Origin of the sequence: Methyloversatilis sp. NSM2 (genome assembly GCF_038066675.1) — a bacterium.
Classification (GTDB): domain Bacteria; phylum Pseudomonadota; class Gammaproteobacteria; order Burkholderiales; family Rhodocyclaceae; genus Methyloversatilis; species Methyloversatilis discipulorum_A.
Genome location: NZ_JBBUKV010000004.1, coordinates 155,110 through 175,242 on the forward strand (window position 1 = coordinate 155,110; position 20,133 = coordinate 175,242).

General features: G+C 69.1%; 19 protein-coding genes. 6 read left to right on the plus strand and 13 right to left on the minus strand.

What is annotated here, in order from left to right:
• Nucleotides 1-166: 166 nt before the first annotated feature.
• From WJU27_RS08420 to WJU27_RS08475, 12 genes are all read right to left on the minus strand, one after another.
• Nucleotides 167-661, minus strand: coding sequence for an MgtC/SapB family protein (locus WJU27_RS08420; RefSeq protein ID WP_296810483.1), 495 nt, complete (start codon nt 659-661; stop codon nt 167-169).
• Between the two features lies 1 nt (nt 662).
• Nucleotides 663-1,190, minus strand: a complete 528-nt coding sequence (locus WJU27_RS08425) for a hypothetical protein (protein ID WP_341421807.1) — start codon at nt 1,188-1,190, stop codon at nt 663-665.
• Nucleotides 1,171-3,900, minus strand: coding sequence for an ATP-binding cassette domain-containing protein (locus WJU27_RS08430; RefSeq protein WP_341421808.1), 2,730 nt, complete (start codon nt 3,898-3,900; stop codon nt 1,171-1,173). Before WJU27_RS08430 ends, WJU27_RS08425 begins: the two co-directional genes overlap by 20 nt.
• An 88-nt stretch (nt 3,901-3,988) precedes the next feature.
• A complete protein-coding gene (locus WJU27_RS08435; protein WP_296810475.1) occupies nt 3,989-4,423 on the minus strand; it encodes a PRC-barrel domain-containing protein in 435 nt (144 codons plus the stop codon).
• A gap of 60 nt (nt 4,424-4,483) precedes the next feature.
• Nucleotides 4,484-5,467: a BON domain-containing protein gene (locus tag WJU27_RS08440; protein WP_341421811.1), complete on the minus strand. Its 984-nt coding sequence runs from the start codon at nt 5,465-5,467 to the stop codon at nt 4,484-4,486.
• 156 nt (nt 5,468-5,623) lie between these two features.
• Nucleotides 5,624-6,493 (minus strand): YihY/virulence factor BrkB family protein, encoded by an 870-nt coding sequence (locus tag WJU27_RS08445; RefSeq protein ID WP_341421812.1) that lies wholly within the window; start codon nt 6,491-6,493, stop codon nt 5,624-5,626.
• Nucleotides 6,490-9,435, minus strand: coding sequence for a hybrid sensor histidine kinase/response regulator (locus WJU27_RS08450; protein WP_341421813.1), 2,946 nt, complete (start codon nt 9,433-9,435; stop codon nt 6,490-6,492). Before WJU27_RS08450 ends, WJU27_RS08445 begins: the two co-directional genes overlap by 4 nt.
• Nucleotides 9,436-9,464: 29 nt before the next feature.
• Nucleotides 9,465-9,809, minus strand: a complete 345-nt coding sequence (locus tag WJU27_RS08455; protein WP_341421814.1) for a hypothetical protein — start codon at nt 9,807-9,809, stop codon at nt 9,465-9,467.
• Complete coding sequence (locus WJU27_RS08460; protein ID WP_341421815.1) at nt 9,802-10,200, minus strand: phage holin family protein; 399 nt, start codon at nt 10,198-10,200, stop codon at nt 9,802-9,804. The genes WJU27_RS08455 and WJU27_RS08460 overlap by 8 nt, the downstream gene beginning before the upstream one ends.
• On the minus strand, nt 10,200-10,445 hold the full coding sequence (locus WJU27_RS08465; RefSeq protein WP_341421816.1) for a hypothetical protein: 246 nt from the start codon (nt 10,443-10,445) through the stop codon (nt 10,200-10,202). The genes WJU27_RS08460 and WJU27_RS08465 overlap by 1 nt, the downstream gene beginning before the upstream one ends.
• 101 nt (nt 10,446-10,546) lie before the next feature.
• Nucleotides 10,547-10,882 (minus strand): hypothetical protein, encoded by a 336-nt coding sequence (locus WJU27_RS08470; RefSeq protein ID WP_341421817.1) that lies wholly within the window; start codon nt 10,880-10,882, stop codon nt 10,547-10,549.
• Between the two features lie 62 nt (nt 10,883-10,944).
• A complete protein-coding gene (locus tag WJU27_RS08475; protein ID WP_341421818.1) occupies nt 10,945-12,333 on the minus strand; it encodes a sigma-54-dependent transcriptional regulator in 1,389 nt (462 codons plus the stop codon).
• A 491-nt stretch (nt 12,334-12,824) separates the two neighbouring features.
• On the opposite strand from WJU27_RS08475, the gene WJU27_RS08480 reads away from it, so the two are divergent.
• The 5 genes from WJU27_RS08480 to WJU27_RS08500 are packed head-to-tail and all read left to right on the plus strand — an operon-like array spanning nt 12,825 to nt 17,565.
• Nucleotides 12,825-14,078, plus strand: coding sequence for a glycosyltransferase family 4 protein (locus tag WJU27_RS08480; protein WP_341421819.1), 1,254 nt, complete (start codon nt 12,825-12,827; stop codon nt 14,076-14,078).
• Nucleotides 14,075-14,809, plus strand: a complete 735-nt coding sequence (locus WJU27_RS08485; RefSeq protein ID WP_341421820.1) for an SDR family oxidoreductase — start codon at nt 14,075-14,077, stop codon at nt 14,807-14,809. Before WJU27_RS08480 ends, WJU27_RS08485 begins: the two co-directional genes overlap by 4 nt.
• On the plus strand, nt 14,800-15,435 hold the full coding sequence (locus tag WJU27_RS08490; RefSeq protein WP_341421821.1) for a D-glycero-alpha-D-manno-heptose-1,7-bisphosphate 7-phosphatase: 636 nt from the start codon (nt 14,800-14,802) through the stop codon (nt 15,433-15,435). Before WJU27_RS08485 ends, WJU27_RS08490 begins: the two co-directional genes overlap by 10 nt.
• Nucleotides 15,423-16,616, plus strand: a complete 1,194-nt coding sequence (locus WJU27_RS08495) for a glycosyltransferase family 9 protein (RefSeq protein ID WP_341421822.1) — start codon at nt 15,423-15,425, stop codon at nt 16,614-16,616. The genes WJU27_RS08490 and WJU27_RS08495 overlap by 13 nt, the downstream gene beginning before the upstream one ends.
• A 1-nt stretch (nt 16,617) precedes the next feature.
• A complete protein-coding gene (locus WJU27_RS08500) occupies nt 16,618-17,565 on the plus strand; it encodes a glycosyltransferase (RefSeq protein ID WP_341421823.1) in 948 nt (315 codons plus the stop codon).
• A gap of 44 nt (nt 17,566-17,609) precedes the next feature.
• Here the strand turns inward: WJU27_RS08500 and glgA are convergent, their stop codons facing one another.
• A complete protein-coding gene (gene glgA, locus WJU27_RS08505) occupies nt 17,610-19,076 on the minus strand; it encodes a glycogen synthase GlgA (RefSeq protein WP_341421824.1) in 1,467 nt (488 codons plus the stop codon).
• Nucleotides 19,077-19,144: 68 nt separating this feature from the next.
• Here glgA and WJU27_RS08510 point away from each other — a divergent pair, with 68 nt between their 5' ends.
• Nucleotides 19,145-20,122 (plus strand): glucokinase, encoded by a 978-nt coding sequence (locus WJU27_RS08510; protein ID WP_341421825.1) that lies wholly within the window; start codon nt 19,145-19,147, stop codon nt 20,120-20,122.
• Nucleotides 20,123-20,133: the final 11 nt, after the last annotated feature.

The following is a 20,133-nucleotide window of genomic DNA, read 5'->3' on the forward strand; positions in this document are numbered from 1 at the left end:
AGTCGAGGAAAAGGAGAGGGGCACGCAGCAGATGAACCCGCTCCGTCCCGTCCGGAAACCGGCACATCCCTGATTCTGCAGAAGCGCGCGGCCCCCCGCGCCGCCAGCCGACGGCGCCGGCAGCATCCTGCAAGTCGCATTCCCGGCCCCCGCCGGCGACCGGACGTCAAGGCGCCCTGTCCGCCACCTCGTCTGCGTTGCGGCGTTCCCAGGCGTGAAGACTGTTGAGCACGTACCAGGTTGCCGCCGTCGCGAGAATGGCGATGGCGAAGCGCCCGAGCCCCGCCGCGACGCCGATGGCGCAGGTCATCCAGATGCCTGCCGCGGTGGTCAGGCCACGCACGTCGGGGACCTCGCGCAGCTTGAGGATGGCGCCGGCGCCGAGAAAGCCGACGCCGGTCAGCAGGCCCTGGATGACGCGCGACAGGGCGTCGTCCCCCATGTCCGACTCGAAGGCCGCAGCCACCGCCACGGCGGCACCGCCGGCGACGATGATGTGGGTGCGCAGGCCGGCTGCCTTGCCGACCTGCTCGCGCTGGTAGCCTATCCATGCCCCGCAGCAGAGGCCGACCAGCACGCGCAGCAGCGCGCGCAGCGTCTGTTGCGGATCCCACAGGCCATCCAGCAGCTGCGTGAGGGCGAAGCTGGCCAGACTGTCCATGTCAGCCGGTCCGCTCGGCCGAAGCGCGCAGCGTCGTCGCGTCGTCCGCCTCCCGCGCCTGCCGCGCCAGTGCGCGCAGTGCGAGCGCCACGGCGCCGGCGAACAGCTCGTCGAACTCGGGGAAGGCACCGCTTACGCCGACCACGATGCCGTCCAGGCAGACGCCGCCACTCAACGCCGTGTCGCCGTCGCGCAGCAGGTGTGGCAGCAGCGCCTGCACGGTCCGCCCGTCGCGTCCGGTGAGCCAGCTCAGCCTTGCCTTGGCCCGCGCGAAGGCGGCGTAATCGGCGTCCCACTGCGTGCGGTCGCCGAAGCCCTGCTCGTACAGCACGGCCTCCTCGAAGCTCGCATCGCCGGCTTCGCACGCCGGATCCATGACCACCACGTACAGAAAGCCGCTGCCGACGACGTCGCGCCGGCCGAGCGCGCTTTCCATCATCGGTGCCACCAGCGCCACCGCCTCGCGCGCCGCGGCACGCCCCACGTAGACGCCACCACCGCGGGCCGCCTCATCGTGCGGATGCATCATCGATATCTCCTTTCACGAAAGTGTCGCCGGCATCGTCGGCATGTGCGGCGAGGTCTCCGAGCCAGGCCCGGTCTGACGCCTTCGCCGTGTAGGCAAGCAGGCTGGCCACCGCGCCAACCAGCTGTTCGGTCGACGCCGGCTTCCTCAGCTGCATCTGGAAGCCGGCCAGCAGTGCGCGCATCCGGTAGTCGGCGGTGTCGTAGCCGCTCAGCGCGATTGCCGGCAGCCGCTGTTCGAGCGTGAAGCCCTGTTCCGCCTCGAAGCGCCGCAACTGCCTCAGCACCTCGTGCCCGTCCTCCTCGCCCAGCGCGATGTCGCAGATCAGCAGATCGGGCCAGCGGTCACGCGGCAGCCGTGCCAGTTCCTCCAGCGCGGCCGCCCCAGACGCGTGTCCCAGCGTCAGCACGCCGTGCGCGCGCAGCACCGATTCGATCTGCTGCCGGCCATCGCTGCTGTCGTCGATCACCAGCACGCGTGCGCCGCTGATCGCCGGCAGCGGCGCTGGCTGCCTGGGTGCAGCCGGCGCATCGAGAATCCGCGGAATGTCGGCGGCGCTGCGCAAGGGCAGTTCGACGTATTCGTCGATCAGCCCCGGCGCGGCGTCCGCAGTGTCGTAATGGCCGCCATGCTGTTCGAGAATAGCCGCCACGCGATGCGCGTCGAGCAGGCCGGCGGCGGCGCCGGTACGCGGCAGCGGCATGCCGGCGTGGGTGAAGCTGACGCGTGCGCGCTCGCCGATCCGCTCGATGCGCCATTCGATGCGCCCGCCGCGCGGGCTGCTCGCCACCGCGTGCGCAGCGAGCGACCACATCACCTGCTGAAGCCGGCCCGGATTGCCGGTCACCCGCAGCGCGTCGGCGGTGATGGTGCTGAAGAACCCGGCCTGGCTGGCGTCGATCTCCGCACGCAGTCCGTCCACCACGCCCGCCAGCAGCGCGGTGAGATTGATCGGCTGCAGCGCAAGATCGCGCTCGGTGCTCTCGACCTGCTGCTGCTGCCGCTGCAGCGACCAGAGCTGCGCGTACAGCCCCTGCAGCGACAGCAGGTGCTCGTGAGTGCCGCGCTCGACGATGCGCCCGTGTTCGAGCACCAGGATCTCGTCGGCGTCGACGACGGTGGACAGCCGGTGCGCGATGATCAGGGTCGTGCGCGTCTTCGCCAGCCGGTCCAGCTCTTCCTGGATCGACCGTTCGGCGCGCGTGTCGAGCGCCGAGGTCGCTTCGTCGAACACCATGATGGGCGGGTTCTTCAGCATCGCCCGCGCGATCGCGATGCGCTGCCGCTCGCCGCCTGACAGCTTGACGCCGCGTTCGCCGACCAGCGTGTCGTAGCCCTCGGGCAGACCGGCGATGAAGTCGTGCACGTGCGCCGCCCGGGCAGCTTCCACGATGTCGTCGAAGGTGGCGCCCGGACGACCGTAACCGATGTTGTAGGCGATGCTCTCGTTGAACAGCAACGTGTCCTGCGGAACGATGCCGAGGGCTGCCCGCAGCGAAGCCAGCGGCATCGCACGGATGTCGATGTCGTCGATGGTGATGCGCCCCGAAGCGGTGTCGTAGAAGCGGAACAGCAGCCGCGCCAGCGTGGACTTGCCCGAGCCGCTACCGCCGACAACGGCGACGGTACCGCCGGCCGGTATCGTGAAGGACACGTCCCATAGCACCTGCCGGCTCGCGTCGTAGCCGAAATTGACGTGCTCGAATTTCACCTCGCCACGGTTCAGTGTCACGTCCGGCGCCACCGGCGAATCCTCGATCTCCGGCTTCTGGTCGAGCAGCCGCAGCATGCGCTCGGCGTTGACCACGGCGTCGCGCGCCTGGCGGAACACGAAGCCGAGCGAATTGAGCGGCAGGCAGATCTGGATGATGTAGGCGTTCACCAGGATGAGGTCGCCCACCGACATCGTTCCGGCGAAAACGTAGCGCGCCGCGATCAGCATGACGCTGGCCACGCCGACCGCGATCAGCGCGCTCTGGCCGATGTGCAGCAGCGACAGCGCCTTCTGGTTCTGCACGCCGACCTCGACCCACTGGTCGAGGATGCGGCCGAAGCGGCGGACCTCGAAGCCTTCGTTGGAGTAGTGCTTGACCGTTTCCTGATTGACCAGGCTATCGACCAGCGTGCCGTTGGCGCTCGAGTCGAGTTCGTTCAGCGCGCGCTGGAAGATGGCGCGCCGCTCGGTGAACACGATGGTGAAGGAGGCGTAGGCGATGAAGGTGGCCAGGATGATGAGGGTGAACACCTGGCTGTAGTGGGCGCTCATGATCGCCATGACGGCGACGATCTCGACCAGGGTGGGCACGATGGTGAACAGCCCGATGCCGAGCAGGAAGCCGACCCCGGCCGAGCCGCGCTCGACGTCGCGCGCCAGCCCGCCCATGCGGCTGCGTGCGTGGAAGCGGGTGCCCAGGCGGTGCAGGTGCGCGAAAACGCGCAGCAGGAAGCCGGATACGGTGAGCTGAGTGACGCGCGCGAACAGCACGTCGCGCAGTTCGCTGAAGAAGGAACCGAGAAAGCGCAGGATGGCGTAGCCGACCACCAGCGCGACCGACAGCGCAGCCGGCGCCGGCACCTGGCTCAGCTGGTCGACAATGCCCTTCAGCGACAGCGGCACCAGTACCGCCGCCGCCTTGGCCAGCAGCACCAGCACGAAGGCGCCCAGCGTACGCTGCCGGTGCTGCCATACGGCCGCGCCGAGCAGGCGGAGCACGAACAAGGTCGGCGACGGCACCCGGCCGTCGCCGACGACTGCGCCCGGACGGGCCGGCGCCGCGATGGCGGCACCGGCCCGGGGCCGCTCACTCGTCAAGGGGATCCCAGTAGTTGCGCTGGCGATAGTACGAATGCACCTCGCTCGCCCACACCGGATCGGCCATCGACGGCCAGTGGTCCTTGTCGAAGCCCGGCGCGTTCTTCAGGCGCTCGGCGTCCACGTCGAGGATGAAGCACTTGCGCTCGACGTCGAGCTTCAGCGCGCCCCACGGAATGGCGAACAGGCGATCGCCGATGCCGAGGAAGCCGCCGGACGACAGCACTGCGTAGGCCACGCGACCGCGCGGGACGTCGATCATGATCTCCTTGATCTTGCCGAGGTCTTCGCCGGCCAGATTGACCACGTCGTCGTCTTCCAGCGTGCTCGCCGCCATGACCTCAGGGCCAGGACCGTCGGGGATGCTGCTCGGCGTACCGACGATCTGGGCGCCCGACTCGGAAAGGGATTGGGATGTCAGCATGGTGGTTACCTCCGTCTGTGTCTGTGATTGATCGAACTGGATGGAAGCGCGGGGCTGCACTCAGCCCTTCGCCTTCCGGGGCGTGCTGGCGGCAGCGTTCGCCGGCAGCACTTCACTGGCCGACTCGCTCATCGTGCGTCCGACGTCGTCGCCGCCCAGCGCCTCTATGCCGCGCAGATGGGAGGCAACGCGGATGCGGTTCTCGACATCCTTGACGCCCCAGCAGCCATCGGCGGCATCCTCGATGGCGTGCTTCATGCCGCGGTCCGGCACCGTGCCTTCGAGCGTCACGCAACCGTCGCTGACCGACACACTGACGTCACTGACGTCGAGCCGGTGCTGTTGCGCGAGACGCTCGCAGATGAACTCGCGGATGCGCTCGTCGGAGCGCGAATAGCCCCTCGGGCCCTTGCGGTCGCGATGAATGTCGGCGGGTTGAGCGCCGTGGCTCGCGCGGCCCTGCCCGATCTCGTCGGACGGTGCCCGCCACGGCCAGGCACGGCCCGCGTCGTGCCCCTGCTCGCGGCTGCCGGACTGCCGTCCACCGCCCTGCAGGTAGAAGCGCTCCGACTCGTCGTTGCTGCTTTCGAAGCGTTCGCCGGTGTGCGCGCGGTTCCAGCCGTAGCCGTAGTCGTCACGCCCGGAGTCGCGACCGGGGAAATTCCCGGACGGGCCGTTGTAGCCGCCATAGCCGGCATAGCGCTGCTGCATCGGGTGCTCGGCTTCGCCTTCGTAGCGGGCACCGCTGCGGGCGCGGGCGAACATTTCTCCGCGCTCGTCCGGATTGCCGCCCGGGCCGCTGCGCTCGAAGTCGTCCCGGCCACGGCGCCAGCTGTCTGCATGCGGCAGACCGGGGTCGGACCACCCGCGGTGTGTGTCCTGCCCGCTGCCGCGGCCGCTTTCGACGTCGTCGTCCCAGTTGCCGCGCGAGCGCCGGTAGTCGGCACCGGTGATGCCGCGCTCCGCGCCCTGCGAGCGGTAGCGGTCCTGCGTGCTGTCCTCCTCGGGTCCGAACGGAATGGTCCGCGAATGCTGCGATCTCATGGTTTCATCTCCTCTGTCTTTCCAGTCGGTACGACCGGGCGGAAGAGGACGGCCCCGCACGATGCAGCGCCTGCCAACCTCTCCCGTCTTCCGGCAGAGTGGCAAACCGCGTGCCCTGCACCCGCGGGGTGCACGGCCATCGGCGTCGGGCAACATTTACACCGGCATGTAGCCCGGTCTGTCCGCCGACCGGCGCGACGCGGCCGCGAGTTCGGCACCGAACAGGAAGACCGCCGCGGAGAAGAACAGCCACATCATCAGCACCGCCAGCGAGCCGGCTGCACCGAAGGCGTTCGCCGTGCCGACGTAGGCGAGGTAGCGCGCGAACAGGTGCTTGCCGATCGCGAACAGCACCGCCGCCGCGACGCCGCCCGTGATCGCCTCGCGCCACGCGACGACCACGTCCGGCAAGACCTTGAGCAACACGCTGAAGGCGACGCACAGGAACACGAAGGACACGCACTGCTGTACCTGCTGCAGCAGCGGCAAGGCACCGCGCCCACCCCACAGCCACGCCTGTGCGTGGGTCAGCAGCGCGTCGGCGATCAGCAGCACCACCATCAGGAAGCCGGTGCCGATGACGATGCCGAAGGACAGCAGCCGGACGCGCAGCAGTCCCATCACTGCCTGACGGGTAGGATCGACGTTCCAGATGCGGTTCAATGCCCTGTTCAGTTCGGCGAACGTGGCGGTTGCGCCGATGAAGACCGCGAGCAGCGACAGGGCGCCGCTCCAGCCCTGGTCGCCGCTGAGCCAGGCGTTGGCCAGCATGGCCTGCACCGCCTCGGCCCCGGCCGCCCCCACCACCGATTCGATGCTCGAGAACAGGCGGCCCTGCACCGCCTCGACGCCGAAGAAGAAGCTGGCGACCGACACTGCGACAACCAGTATGGGCGCCAGCGAGAAGGCGGCGTAGAACGCCACCGAGGCCGACATCGACGGCGCGTCGTGGGCGATCCACCCGCGCAGCGCCGCCCAGGTCCGCCCCGCCCCGTTGCGCAGCGGCGTCAGGCCAGACCGCTTCATCCAGCGATTCCGGTCGCCCCGTCGCCGGCCACCTGCCGGTCGAGCACAGAGGCAATCGTGTCGATCAGCACCCGCTCATCGACCGGCTTGCTGACCAGCGCTTCGAAGCCCGAACTTTTCAGCAACGCGTCGTCCAAATAGCTCAGCGCGCTCACGGCGAGGGCCGGCACCGCGCGATCGGGCCACTCCTCGCGAACCCGCCGCAGCACCTCGAATCCGCTCTCGCGAGGCATCGCGATGTCGAGCAGCAGCACCGTTGCCACGGCACCGGATCCGTCGCCGAAGGCAACCAGCAGATCGTCGCCCGAATCGAAGGCATGCACGCGTGCGCCAGCCTTCGACAGGATGAGCAGCATGAAGTCGCAGGCGTCGGCATCGTCATCGAGCAGAAGGACCTTGACCCCTTCGAGGCGCCGCCGCGGAGGCTGCGACGCGGGCGGCTGACACGGATGTTCGTGCGCCTGCAGGCGCCGCAGCTGGACGACGAAGGCCGCACCCTGCCCTTCGCCGCCGCTGCGCACACGCACCGCCCCGCCCTGCAGTTCCACCAGATTGCGGACCAGCGCCAGACCGATGCCCAGGCCTTGAAAGCGGCGCGTCATCGAGGTGTCCGCCTGACTGAAGCGGTCGAAAACATGGGGCAGGAAATCCGCCTTGATGCCGATGCCGGTATCGGACACCGTCATCTCCACCGTGTCGGCAGTCATCGCGAGCAACACTTGCACCGAGCCGCCCTCGGGCGTGAACTTCAGGGCGTTCGACAGCAGGTTGCTCAGCACCTGCTGCATCCGGTCATAATCGGCACAGACCGGCACCACGGCGTGTTCGGACTCGAAGCGCAGGCGGACGCCCTTTTCGTGCGCCTGCACGCGGAAAGTTTCCAGCGTGGAGGCCGCGACATCCACCAGATTGATGCGCGTGCAGTTCAGGTCGAGCTTGCCGCTGATGATGCGCGAGGTGCTCAGCAGATCGTCGATCAGCCGCACCTGGTGATCCACGTTGCGCTTGATGGCCTCACTGGCCCGACCCAGCAGTGCCGGGTCGGGCGACGATACGCCAGCCAGCACCTGCGCCCACCCCTTCAGCGCGTTCAACGGCGAACGCAGTTCGTGCGAAACGATGGCAAGAAATTCGTCCTTCGCCCGGCTCGCCCGCTCCGCCTCGCCACGCAGGCGGTGCTCGGCGTCGAGCAGCTGTTCCAGTTCCTGATGTGCCCGCTTGCGCTCGGTAATGTCCTTCGACACGCCGACCAGGCCGACCACGTCACCCTTGGCGTCGCGCAGCGGCGACTTGGTCACCAGCAGGATGCGTTCGCCAGCCGAGGTGTGGCGCCGCTCCTCGACCACCACCGGGCGCCCGGTCTCCATCACCTCCTGGTCGTGCTGCGCAATGCGACGCATGTCGGCCGAATCGGGAAACAGGTCTTCCTCCCGGCGGCCGATCACCTGGGCGCGACTGAGACCCATCAGCTTCAGCGCGGCAGGGTTGATCATCATGATCGCGCCGGCGCGGCTCTTCGCGATGATCTGCTCGGGCGTGGTTTCGGCGATCGTGCGCAGCAGTTCGGTGCTCTCGCGCAACACTGTGGTCGTGCGGTCGAGTGCGCGCGTGCGCTCGGCCACCCGTCGGTCGAGCGCGGCATAGACTTCGCGCTCGGCCTGCTCGCGCGCACGCCGTGCGCTGACGTCGCGCAGTACCAGCACGCCGCCGACCAGGCGCTGTTCTGCGTCCAGTATCGGCGTCGCCGTGATCTCGATCGGCTGCAGGCGGCCGGCGGCGTTGCGCAGGGCCGGCTCACCCTCCAGGGTGACCGGTGCGCCCGCCTCGAACGCCTGCTGCAATGGATAGTCGAGCAGCGCGCCGGTGCGCCCCTCGACGAGCGGAACCAGATCCTCCATGCGCTTGCCCACCACATCGCCGGCCTCGACACCCAGCAGCGCGGTCGCCGCCGGATTGAGCAGACCGATGCGACGCTGATCGTCGACGGTGATGACCGCCTCGCCAAGGTGCGCGAGCGTGATTTCGAACCAGGTCTGCTGGGTGTCGGCGCGATGTTCCGCGCGCGACCGCGAATCGTTCATGTCGTCCAGCTTGCGCCCGGTCCATACGATGAGCGTCAGGCTGGCGATGACGAGGGTCACCACGACCACGCCGACACCTTCGAAGCGCTGGAACAGTCCGGCCCCACGGCCGGCGCCTTCCAGCCACACCGCCGCGAGCGGGAGCACCACGGCCAGCGGGGCCAGATTGCGGACGACCGACAGCCCGGGCGCATCGCCGTCGTGCTGCGCGAAAGTGTCCGACGAGCGCAGCGACAGCAGGCCGGTACTGGCCGCAAACAGGGCCAGCGCAACCGGGAATTTCATGTCCAGATCGAGCGGCCGGCTCTCGCCGAACAGTGACACCGTCATGACGCAAAGGCTGACCAGCGTGATGGCCGCAACCGCGGCACCGCACCAGCCGGACACCCGCCGCGCCAGCGGATGCTCGAATGCGGCCAGCCCCATCGACAGCGCGATCAACACGTAACTGAGACTGGTGACCGGCGACGACTGCGTCGAGAACAGAGCCCCGACCAGCCCGCGTTCGGTCTGCGGGTCGAGCATGTCGAGATCGACCGCCAGCCGGGTGAGCGACACGAAGGCGATCACCGCCGACGCCAGCGTGACCGTGTACCGCATTCGCGCGCGATGGCCGAAGCGCAACTCGCGCAGCGCGATGGCCACCAGCCCGAGCAGGAACAGGCTGCTCGGCATCAACGTCGGAAAAAGCAGCGTCAGCGACGCCGGGGACGGAAAGTCGCGCGCCCAGCCGACAAAGCCGATCAGGGCGATCAACGCGACCAGCGCGCTGGCATCGCTGACCGCGGCGAACCGGCTGACCGGGCCGATGCGCCGACGCGAGGCAGGTCGCAGGCGTCCGGCCAGTTCAGCCAGCGTCATGGTTTCCCTCTCCCCGTCCGCCCGGTCAGTCATCCGGCCGACGGCGCCCCTGTGGGACGCTGCCGAACATGCCGCCACGCTGTGCCGGGCCGCGGGAAGGTGTCGTGATAGGCGCGGTGGATCCGCACCGCCGCCAGCGCCACGGCCAGCAAGGCCGGCAAGCGGCCTGCCGCGGGAGGAGCCTGGGCGCGCCTGCCGCGCAGCGCTACACCGAGCGCGAACGCGGACGCGGCGACGGCCGTCAGACCCTGCACGGACACCACGGCCTCGCGGCGCGCGGTCGTCCATTCGTCCACGGCCTGACGCAGCGCCCGCCGCTGCGCATCGACGCGCGCTGCGACGCGCTCCAGTTCGAGCGCTTCGTGATCAGCCATCCGCGGTTACCTCCCCTTTACTGATGCCCTGCAACTGACGGATCGACGTGGCGAGCGGCAGCCGGCGCAACCGGCTGCGGACCCACCACGCCATCGCGACGGCGAGTGAAAGATTGATGGCGCCAGCGCCCAGCATGCCGTGCGCCCACGCGGCGCGGGGCTCTGCCGAAAGGCCTATCAGTGCGGCCATCACGGCGATCCAGGCCACCGCGAACAGCACCGCGGCGACGACGGCGACGCACAGCGCCTCCACCGCCCGCCGCGCCGAGCGGCGGAAGTCCAGCGCGACCAGCAGGCTGAAGTCAGCCGCCAGCGAACACGCACGCCGCCACAGTTGCCCGAGGTCCTCGACGGCGTGCCCGCCGGTCCGGCCCGTCGCTTCCTGCCCCATCAGCGCAGGATACGGCTGAGCAGCAGTCCCACCCCGGCGGCAATGGCCACCGCCGCCACCGGATGCTTGCGAGCGCAGCGCACGCCCTCGCCCACCCATCCTTCGTCGCGAGCGAGGTCATGCGCAAATTCGCGGCCGCTCGCGGCAGCACTCGCCAGCGCGCCTTTGAGACGGCTGACCTGGGCATCCAGACGGGATTCGGCCTCAGCCGCGCTCATCATCGGTTCATGCGTAACATTGCTCATCGATCACGTCCTCCAGCAGTTGGCCGCCGCGACGGGAAATGGAATGCGGAGTGCGGCGGTGCAGCGGTCCAGCAAACCGTGTTCCCGGGCTGTGCGCCCGGTCAGGATTCTTCGCGGCCGGATCCACGCGTACGCGAGAATCGTCCGACATCCACGCCTTCGCCGGTCACGTCGGCCTGCCCCGGCTCGACCGGCGGCCCGGGCACATCGGACGGCGTTCCGCGCCGATCGGTATCGACCAGTCCGCGTGCGACGTCGCGTGCCGCCTGGTCGATGATGGCGCGCGGTCCGCTGCCCGCAGGCTCGTCCGGCGACTCGTCCCGCTCGTAGGGAAGAGAAAGTCCTTCGTCGTGCGGCCGGCGACGGGTCAGATCCACGTCGGTACTGCCGTGCAGGGTTTTCTTGCCGCGCCATGCGCGCGCTCGGTTTCGTTTCATCGGATGACTCCTGTTCGGCGCCCCTGTGCTGGCTTTGCCGACGGGCGGTTCCGGAAAGCGCCTCACTCCTCCTGCCCGCTGTGCTCCAGATCGCCTTCGGTTTCCAGTTCCTCGACACGCACCGAGTTGTAGAGCGACAGACGGTTGTAGAGGGTTTTCAGGCTGATGCCGAGCACCTCGGCCGCCTTGCGCTTCACGTTGCCGCATTCCTGAAGCGTGGCTTCGAGCACCCGCCGGTTCACCTCCTCCAGCGGCGTACCGACGCGGATGGTGAGTACCGGCCCGGCCGACGTCTTGGTGAAGTTGTCCGGCGCCAGATCGGGTTCGATCACCTCGTCGGCCAGGATGAACACGCGATGGACGTAGTTCTTCAGCTCGCGCACATTGCCCGGCCACGAGTGGGCGTACAGCGACGCGAGCGCCTCCGGCGAGAAGCGCTTGTTCCGGTTCTCGCGCTCGTTCAGTTCTGCCAGGAAGTGCTGGGCCAGCAGTTCGATGTCGGTACCGCGTTCGCGCAGCGGCGGCAGGACGATGGGGAACACGTTCAGCCGGTGGTAAAGATCCTCGCGCAGACGTCCTTCCGCCACCGCATCTTCCGGTACCCGGTTGGTCGCGGCGATGAGCCGGATGTCGGTGACGATGGGATCGTTGGTGCCCACGCGCATGAAGGTGCCTGTTTCCAGCACGCGCAGCAACTTGACCTGCAGGTCGGGGCGCATTTCGGTCACTTCGTCGAGGAACAGCGTGCCGCCGTGCGCCCGTTCGAAAAAGCCGCGGTGCTGCCGGTCGGCGCCGGTGAAGCTGCCCTTCTCGTGGCCGAACAGTTCGCTCTCGATCAGCTGCGGCGATACGGCGCCACAGTTCAGCGGCAGGAAAGGCTGGCGTTTGCGCCGGCTGAGATCGTGCAGCGTCTGCGCAACCACTTCCTTGCCGGTACCGCTTTCGCCGATCAGCAGCACGGTCGCCGACGTCGGCGCCACACGGTCGATCTGGTTGTAGATCCGGCGCATCGCCGGCGAATTTCCCAGCATGTGTCCGAAGTGTCCGAGGCGTATCAGCTCGCTTCGCAGCTCCCCGATCTCCTCGCGCAGCACTTCGGTTTTCGGCATCCGGCTCAGGATGCCGCGCAGCCGCTCATGGTCGAGCGGCTTGATGAGATAGTCGGTGGCGCCGGCGCGCATCGCCTCGATGGCGCTCTCTATGCTCGCGTAGCCGGTCACGACGACGATGGCCGGCGCCGGTCTGGAGCCGAAATCGGCGAGCAGTTCGATGCCCTGCCCGTCGGGCAGCATCAGGTCGGTCAGGATGAGCTCAGGGGTCGAGCGGGTGAGGTGTATGCGTGCCGCCTTAAGCGAATCGACCGCGGCGACGGTGTAACCCTCGCTGCGGATCAGCTCCGACAGCCATTCGATCGCCTCGGGATCATCATCTACGAGCAGGACTCGGGGCATGCGGCCTCCGGCGGACAGGTGAAAAGGGGGCCCGCGGCGCCGATCTTGGCCATCACATCGGCATCCGTCCGGCAAGCTGCACCGGGGCGGCGCGGTCTCTCAGCATGCTGCACCGCCAAATGCACATGCCTCGGTAATTGTTAAATAAGGTTAATAAATTACGTCCAGATGCGCAGCGGCACGGCGCCGCAACTGCCCGTCATGTCCCTTTGGCGCTCGACTCCGGCGGATTGTTACCGCCTGTGATCCGCCGATACGCCGCTCATCATCCTGTTACGCCTTGAGTGACATCGAGCTTGGGTCTGGGTCGTTTTCCCGGCCCGCCATCGGCGTTCGCCCCTGCCCCCGCAGCGGGTAATTCTTTCCCTTGTCCGGCTCAACTTACATGAGCCATCGGGCGGCGCCGCGCTGCCCGGTCTGCCTGGAGGCCTTTTCGCACGGGCACATGGATTGCCCCACCCCCGCATCTCATTTGTCGGCCGGGAGCTTCCATGCACATCGCAATGATCAGCGAACACGCTTCACCCCTTGCCTCGCAGGGCGGTGTCGACAGCGGGGGACAGAACGTCTATGTCGCCTTCGTCGCCCGCGAGCTGGCCGCACTGGGTCACCGGGTCGATGTGTTCACCCGGCGCGACGATCCATCCACGCCTGCGGTGACGGTGCTGGCACCCGGCACGCGCGTCATCCAGGTGGATGCCGGTCCGCCGCAACCGCTGCCGAAGGAGGCACTGCTTCCCCATATGCCGGCCTTCGCGTCGTGGATCGAGCGCTGGTGCGAACAGCGGTCGTGGCGCTACGACATCGTGCACGCGAACTTCTTCATGTCCGGACAGGTGGGCCTCTTCCTGCGCGACCGGCTGCAGGTGCCGCTGGTCGTCACCTTCCACGCGCTCGGTCGCGTCCGCCGGCTGCATCAGGGCAGCGCCGACGGATTTCCGGACGAGCGGATCGCGATCGAGGAAGCGCTGGTCGATCGTGCCGACTGCATCATCGCCGAGTGTCCGCAGGACTTCGCGGACCTGACCGGCCTGTACGGCGCCGATGGCAAGCGCATCGCCATCGTCCCCTGCGGCGTCGATACGCGCGAACTGGGGCCGGGCGACGGCCGTGCGCGCGAACGGCTCGGTCTGCCGGCCGACGAGTTCGTCGTGCTTCAGCTTGGCCGGCTGGTGCCGCGCAAGGGTATCGACAACGTGATCCGCGCCATCGGCGTGCTGAAGCGGGAACGCCGCATAGACGCGCGGCTGCTCGTCGTCGGCGGCGAACACCCGGACCCTCGCTACACGCCGGAAATCGCGCGTCTGCGCGCGATCGCCGAAGAGGAAGGCGTGGCCGACCGGACGCTGTTTACCGGCCGTCGCGAGCGCGAGGCCCTGAGCGACTACTACTGCGCCGCGAACGTGTTCGTCACCACGCCCTGGTACGAGCCCTTCGGCATCACACCGCTGGAAGCGATGGCTTGTGGCCGCCCGGTGATCGGCGCCGATGTCGGTGGCATCCGGCACACGGTGGTCGACGGCGAGACCGGCTACCTGGTGCCGCCGCACGACCCGCCGGCGCTGGCCGAACGCCTGAAATGGCTGCACGACGACCCGTTGCGCGCGCGCAGCTTCGGCTCTGCCGGCCTGCGCCGGGTCCGCAGCACCTTTACCTGGAAGCGGGTCGGCACCTCGCTCGACGCCATCTACGAGGAACTGTGTACGCGTAACGCGCCCGCCTTCGAGGAAAGGGCCGGATCATGAAGGCGGCACGTCCTCTCGAAGGCCGCACCGCGGTGATCACCGGCGCCGCCCGCGGACTGGGCCGGGCGCTCAGCGAGGCGCTGTGTCAGGCAGGCGCGCGGGTCATGCTGATCGACATGCGCGGCGACGCGGTCGAACAGGCGAGTCGCGAGCTGAACGAGCGCGGCTTCGAGACCGGCCACTGCGCGGTGGACGTCGGCGATGCCGAGCAGGTCGAACGCTGCCTCGAACACGCACGCGAGCGCTTCGGCGCACTCAACATCCTGATCAACAACGCCGGCGTGGACTACACGCTGCCGCTGGCCGAGCTCGAGATCGCGCAGTGGGACCACGTGATGGCCACCAATCTGCGCGGTCCCTTCCTGTTCTGCAAACGGGCGCTGACGCACATGCAGGCGGTCGGCGGCGGACACATCATCAATATCGCATCCACTGCGGCCAAGCGCGCCTGGCCTAACGCCTCGGCCTATCACGCCAGCAAGTGGGGGCTGCTCGGTTTCTCGCACGCGCTGCACGCCGAATTGCGGCCGCTTGGCATCAAGGTGACCGCAGTCATCGCCGGCGGCATGCGCACGCCCTTCCTGCTGGAACGCTTTCCCGACCTTGATCCCAAGGTTCTGCAGGCGCCGGAGGCGGTCGCCGCGGCCGTCGTGAACGTGCTGACGCTGCCGCCGGAGAGCGTGGTCGCCGAAATATCCGTGCTGCCGATGGGAGAAACGTCATGGCCCTAAGTCGCCCCACCCCGGGCCGTCCGCTGAGCCGCGCCGTATTCATCGACAAGGACGGCACACTGGTCGAGGACGTTCCGCACAACGTCGACCCCGCCCACCTGCGCATACGCGAAGACGCCGGCGGGGCGCTGTTCAGCCTGCAGCGCGCCGGCTACCGCCTGATACTGGTGACCAACCAGCCCGGCATCGCGCTCGGCCTGTTCGACGACCAGGCCATCGCGACGCTGTTCTCGGCACTGCTCGAACGGCTGGCGACCTTCGGCGTCGTGCTGGACGGCATCTATCACTGTCCGCACCATCCGTCGGTCAGTGACGGCGCCCGCGTCTGCGACTGCCGCAAGCCGCTGCCCGGTCTGCTGCAACGTGCCGCCCAGGTGCACGGCATCGACCTCGCGTCGTCGTGGATGATCGGCGACATTCTCGACGACGTCGAAGCGGGGCGGCGTGCCGGCTGCCGGACGATACTGCTCGACGTCGGCTCGGAGACCGAATGGGTGGACGGCCCGCTGCGCCGGCCCGATCACATCGCGCACACGCTGCGCGACGCCGCCGACCACATACTGGCCCATCGTCGCCCGGCACCGCGCGCGCGGACGCCGGAGGGAGCTCAGTCATGGACCGCCTGAACCCGGCGCCACCGCCCGTCGGCGGACAGCTGTCGCACGGCCAGACGCTGCGCGGACAGTGCGATATGGACGCCTGGCAGGCGGCACGTCGCGTGCTCGCGGTGCGGCTGGACAACATGGGCGACGTGCTGATGACCACCCCCGCCCTGCGCGCGCTGCGCCAGTCGACGCCAGGACGTCACATCACGCTGCTCGCCGGCTCCGCCGGCAAGGCGCTGCAGCCGCACCTGGAAGACGCGGACGAGGTACTGCAGGCGCGCCCGCCCTGGCTGCCCGGCGGCACGCTGCTGCCGGACGAGCTGCTGGCGCTGGCGGAAACGCTGCGGCAGGAACACTTCGACGCGGCCGTCATCTTCACCGTATACAGCCAGAGCGCGCTGCCCGCCGCCCTGCTCTGCTGGCTCGCCCACATTCCGCTGCGCCTGGCTTACAGCCGCGAGAACCCCTATCACCTGCTCAGCGACTGGATCATCGACCCGGAGCCGCACGAGGTGCTGCGTCACGAAGTGCGCCGCCAGCTCGATCTGGTCGAGGCGGTGGGCGCGCGCACCGACGACACTCACCTGTCCTTCCACATCCGCGAAGACGACCGCACGCGCGCCGACACGCTGCTGCGTTCCGCCGGGATCGACCCCACGCAGCCCTACATCGTCGTGCATCCGGGGGCCAGCGCGCCATCGCGGCGCTACCCGCCGGAGCTTTACGCGGCCGTGCTCGAACACCTCGGGGAACCGGCCGACGAGGACGGCCTGCAGATCGTGTTTACCGGCTCCACTGACGAAAGCGAAACGATACGCGACGTACGGCGGCAGACCTCGACCGGCAGCGCCACGCTGGCCGGCGTGCTCGATCTCGGCGGACTGGCCGCGGTCATCGACGGCGCCGCGCTGCTGATCGCCAACAACACCGGACCGGTGCACATCGCGTCGGCGCTCGGCACACCGGTGGTCGACGTGTATGCGCTGACCAACCCGCAGCACGCACCGTGGCAGGTCGAGCACCGCATGCTGTACGAGGACGTTCCGTGCCGCTGGTGCTACCGCAGCGTCTGTCCGCAGCACCATCACGCCTGCCTGCGTCTGCTCGACCCGGCGCGCGTCGCCGCCGCCGCACGCGAGCTGCTCGACGGGGGGGCCGACAGCGCCCGCACGTCGGCCACCCCGACTGCGGACGGACACTGACATGGCGCGACCGCTACGCATACTGACCTGGCACGTGCACGGAAATTACATGTACTACCTCAGCCAGGTGCCGCACGTGTTCCTGCTGCCGGTCGACGCCGCGCGCAGTCCCGGCTACAGCGGCCGGGCCGGCGCGCTGCCATGGGGAGACAACGTGGTCGAGGTACCGGTCGACGCGCTGGCGACGACGCAGTTCGACTGCATCCTGTTCCAGGATGCAGCCGCCTGGAACGAAGGCCAGCACCGCTACCTGACAGAGGCCCAGCGGCGCCTGCCGCGCATCTACCTCGAACACGATCCGCCGCAGCAGCATCCCACCGACACGCGTCATCCGGTCGACGATCCGCAGGTGCTGCTGGTCCATGTGACCGCCTTCAACGCACTGATGTGGGACAGCGGGCGCACGCCGACCTGCGTGATCGAGCACGGCGTGATGGTGCCGGACGAGGTGCGCTGCACCGGCGAACTGCCGCGCGCCATCGCCGTCGTGAACAACCTGGCGCGGCGCGGCCGCCGGCTGGGGCTGGACGTGTTCCAGCAGGTGCGCGCGTCGCTGCAGATCGATCTGGTTGGCATGGGCTCCGAACAGTGCGGGGGACTGGGCGAGATCGCCAACCCGGAACTGCCTCATTTCCTCGCCCGCTACCGGCTCTACCTCCATCCGGTGCGCTGGACCAGTCTCGGCCTGTCGGCGATCGAAGCGATGATGGTCGGGCTGCCGGTGGTCGGTCTGGCCACCACCGAGCTGGTGACGGTCGTCCGTGACGGTCGCTCAGGCTGCCTCGCCACCGATCCGCAGAAGCTGGTGGACGCCACCCGGCGTCTTCTCGCCGACCCGGCCGAAGCGGCCGCCATGGGTGCGTGCGCCCGGCACGACGCGCGCGAGCGATTCGCGATCGGACGCTTCGTCGCCGACTGGCAGCGCGTGTTCGCCGACGTCGTGCGCTGAACCCGATGTCCGCCCCGTGGATCCGCCAGACTGCGCCCGCGCGCTCAGCGGCGAGCGCGCACCGAGGCGTACAGCGTCCGGTAGGCCAGTGCCGGCCGATCCCAGCCGAAGGCGCGCGCCATGCCGTTGCGGCACAGCGTTCGCCACACCGCCGGGCGGCCATAGACAGCCAGCGCGCGTTCGATCGCGCCGCGCAGCGCGTCGGCGCTGGCCTCGTCGAACACGAAACCGGTCGCCTCGCCGCCCCGCACCGCCGCCTCGCTGAAATCGGTCACGCTGTCGCGCAGTCCCCCGGTCGCGCGCACGATGGGCGGCGTGCCGTAGCGCTGGCTGTACATCTGATTCAGGCCGCAGGGTTCGAAACGGGACGGCATCAGGAAGACGTCGGCGCCCGCCTCGATGCGGTGCGCCAGCCCCTCGTCGAAACCGATGCGTGCTGCGACGCGGCCCGGCGCGGCCGCGGCCGCGTCGGCCACCGCCCGTTCGAGCGCCGCATCGCCGGTGCCCAGCAGGGCGAGCTGCAGCGGCCGTTCGAGCAGCGCGGGCAGCGCATCGAGCACCAGGTCGACGCCTTTCTGGTCGGTCAGCCGCGTCACCATGCCGCACAACAGCACGTCGTCGTTCTGCTGCAAGCCCATTTCCGCCTGCAGCGCCCGCTTGTTGAGGCGCTTGCCGGCCAGCGAGCGCGCGTCGTAACACCTCGCCAGGTGCGCATCGGAGGCCGGGTCCCACAGCGCGCTGTCGATGCCGTTCAGGATGCCGACGAGGTCGGCACTCCGCTCGCGCAGCACGCCCTCCAGCCCGCATCCGTGCTCGGCGTCGAGGATTTCGCGCGCGTAGCTCGGACTGACCGCACACAGCCGGTCGGCGTAACGCAAGGCCGCCTTCATGAAGGACAGCCGCCCCCAGAACTCGACGCCATCGCTGTGCAAGGCGCCTGCCGGTATGCCCAGCGACCCTGCTTCGGACAGCGGGAACAGACCCTGGAACGCGAGATTGTGGATGGAGAACACGCTGCCAGCCGGATCCGGCAGGCCGCTCAGGTAAAGCGGCGCCAGCCCGGTCGGCCAGTCGTTGCAGTGAAGCACGTCGGCACGCCAGCGCAGCGGGCTGCCCGCCGAAGCCAGGCGCGCCGCGACGCGCGACAGCAGGCCGAAACGCAGTGCGTTGTCGGCGTAGTCCGCACCGTTGGCGTCGACGTAAGGTCCGCCGTCGCGCATATAGAGCGCCGGGCAATCGAGCAGCAGCGCCGGCACCTCGCCCGGCAGCGTAGCCCGCAGCAGCCGCGCCGCCGGCAGGCCGAACTCGGCGTCGAGGGTGGCGATGCTGCGCGCACCGCGCGCGCAGGCACGGACCGACGGATAGCACGGCAGCAGCACGCGTACGTCCAGGCCGAGCGCGCGCAATGCGGGCGGCAGTGCGGCGCTGATTTCGCCCAGTCCGCCGACCTTGGCCCACGGCGCGCACTCCGACGTGGCGAACAGTACGCGCAACGGCTTTCCGGCTTTCATGACGAGGACCTCCGGGTACAGACGGGCGCAGCGCGAGCCGCCCTGAAAATCGAAAAAAGGAGACTGCAATGATCCTGTGCGGCGATATCGGCGCCACCAAGAGCCTGCTCGGAATGGTCGAGCGGATCGACGGAGCGCGGCTCAGCTTCGTGCGCACGCAGCGCTATACCAACGCCGAGTGGCCTGACCTTCCGACCATGCTCGATCACTTCTTCGCGGCGACCGCGCAGACGCTGCGCCACGCGGTCGAGCTCGAGGCCGCCGGTTTCGGCGTCGCCGGACCGGTGATCGACGGGCGTGTGGACATGACCAATCTCGAGTGGTCGGTCGACGAGGCGGCGCTGCGCATCGTGCTCGGCGGCGCACCGGTGCGGCTGCTCAACGACTTCGAGGCGAGCGCGCACGGCATCGGTGAGCTGGGCAGCGACGGACTGCTGTCGCTGCAGACCGGCGCGGTCAGGCCGGGTGCGCCGCAGCTGGTGATCGGCGCCGGCTCCGGACTGGGCGTCGCGCTGCGCGTGCCGGCCGGCGCGAACTGCGTGATCGTCCCCGGCGAAGGCGGCCACGTCGGCTTCACCCCTTCCAACGAGGAACAGGCCGAGCTGTGGGCTTACCTGCACCACCAGGGCGGACGGGTGATCGCCGAACAGGTCGTGTCCGGCCCCGGTCTGGTCCGCATCCACGACTGGCTGTGCGACCGGCGCGGTACCGCCGTGCGCGCCGACGACAACGGCGAAGCGGTGTGGCGTCGCGCCGCGGCTGGCGACCCGCATGCGATGCGGGCGCTCGATGTATTCGTCGACTGCTACGGCGCAGTCGCTGGCGATCATGCACTGACCGTGCTGGCCGCCGGCGGCGTCTTCCTGACTGGCGGTATCGCCCCCCAGCTGTTGCCGGCCCAGGCGGCACGCTTTCTCGCGGCCTTCCACGACAAGGGGCGGCACAGCGGCCTGATGGCCGAGCTGCCGCTGTGGGTGGTGACCGACTGCCGGCTGCCGCTGCTCGGCGCCGCCCGTTCGGTCGAAGCGCTGCTGCCGCCGCGATAGGACGGCGCCCG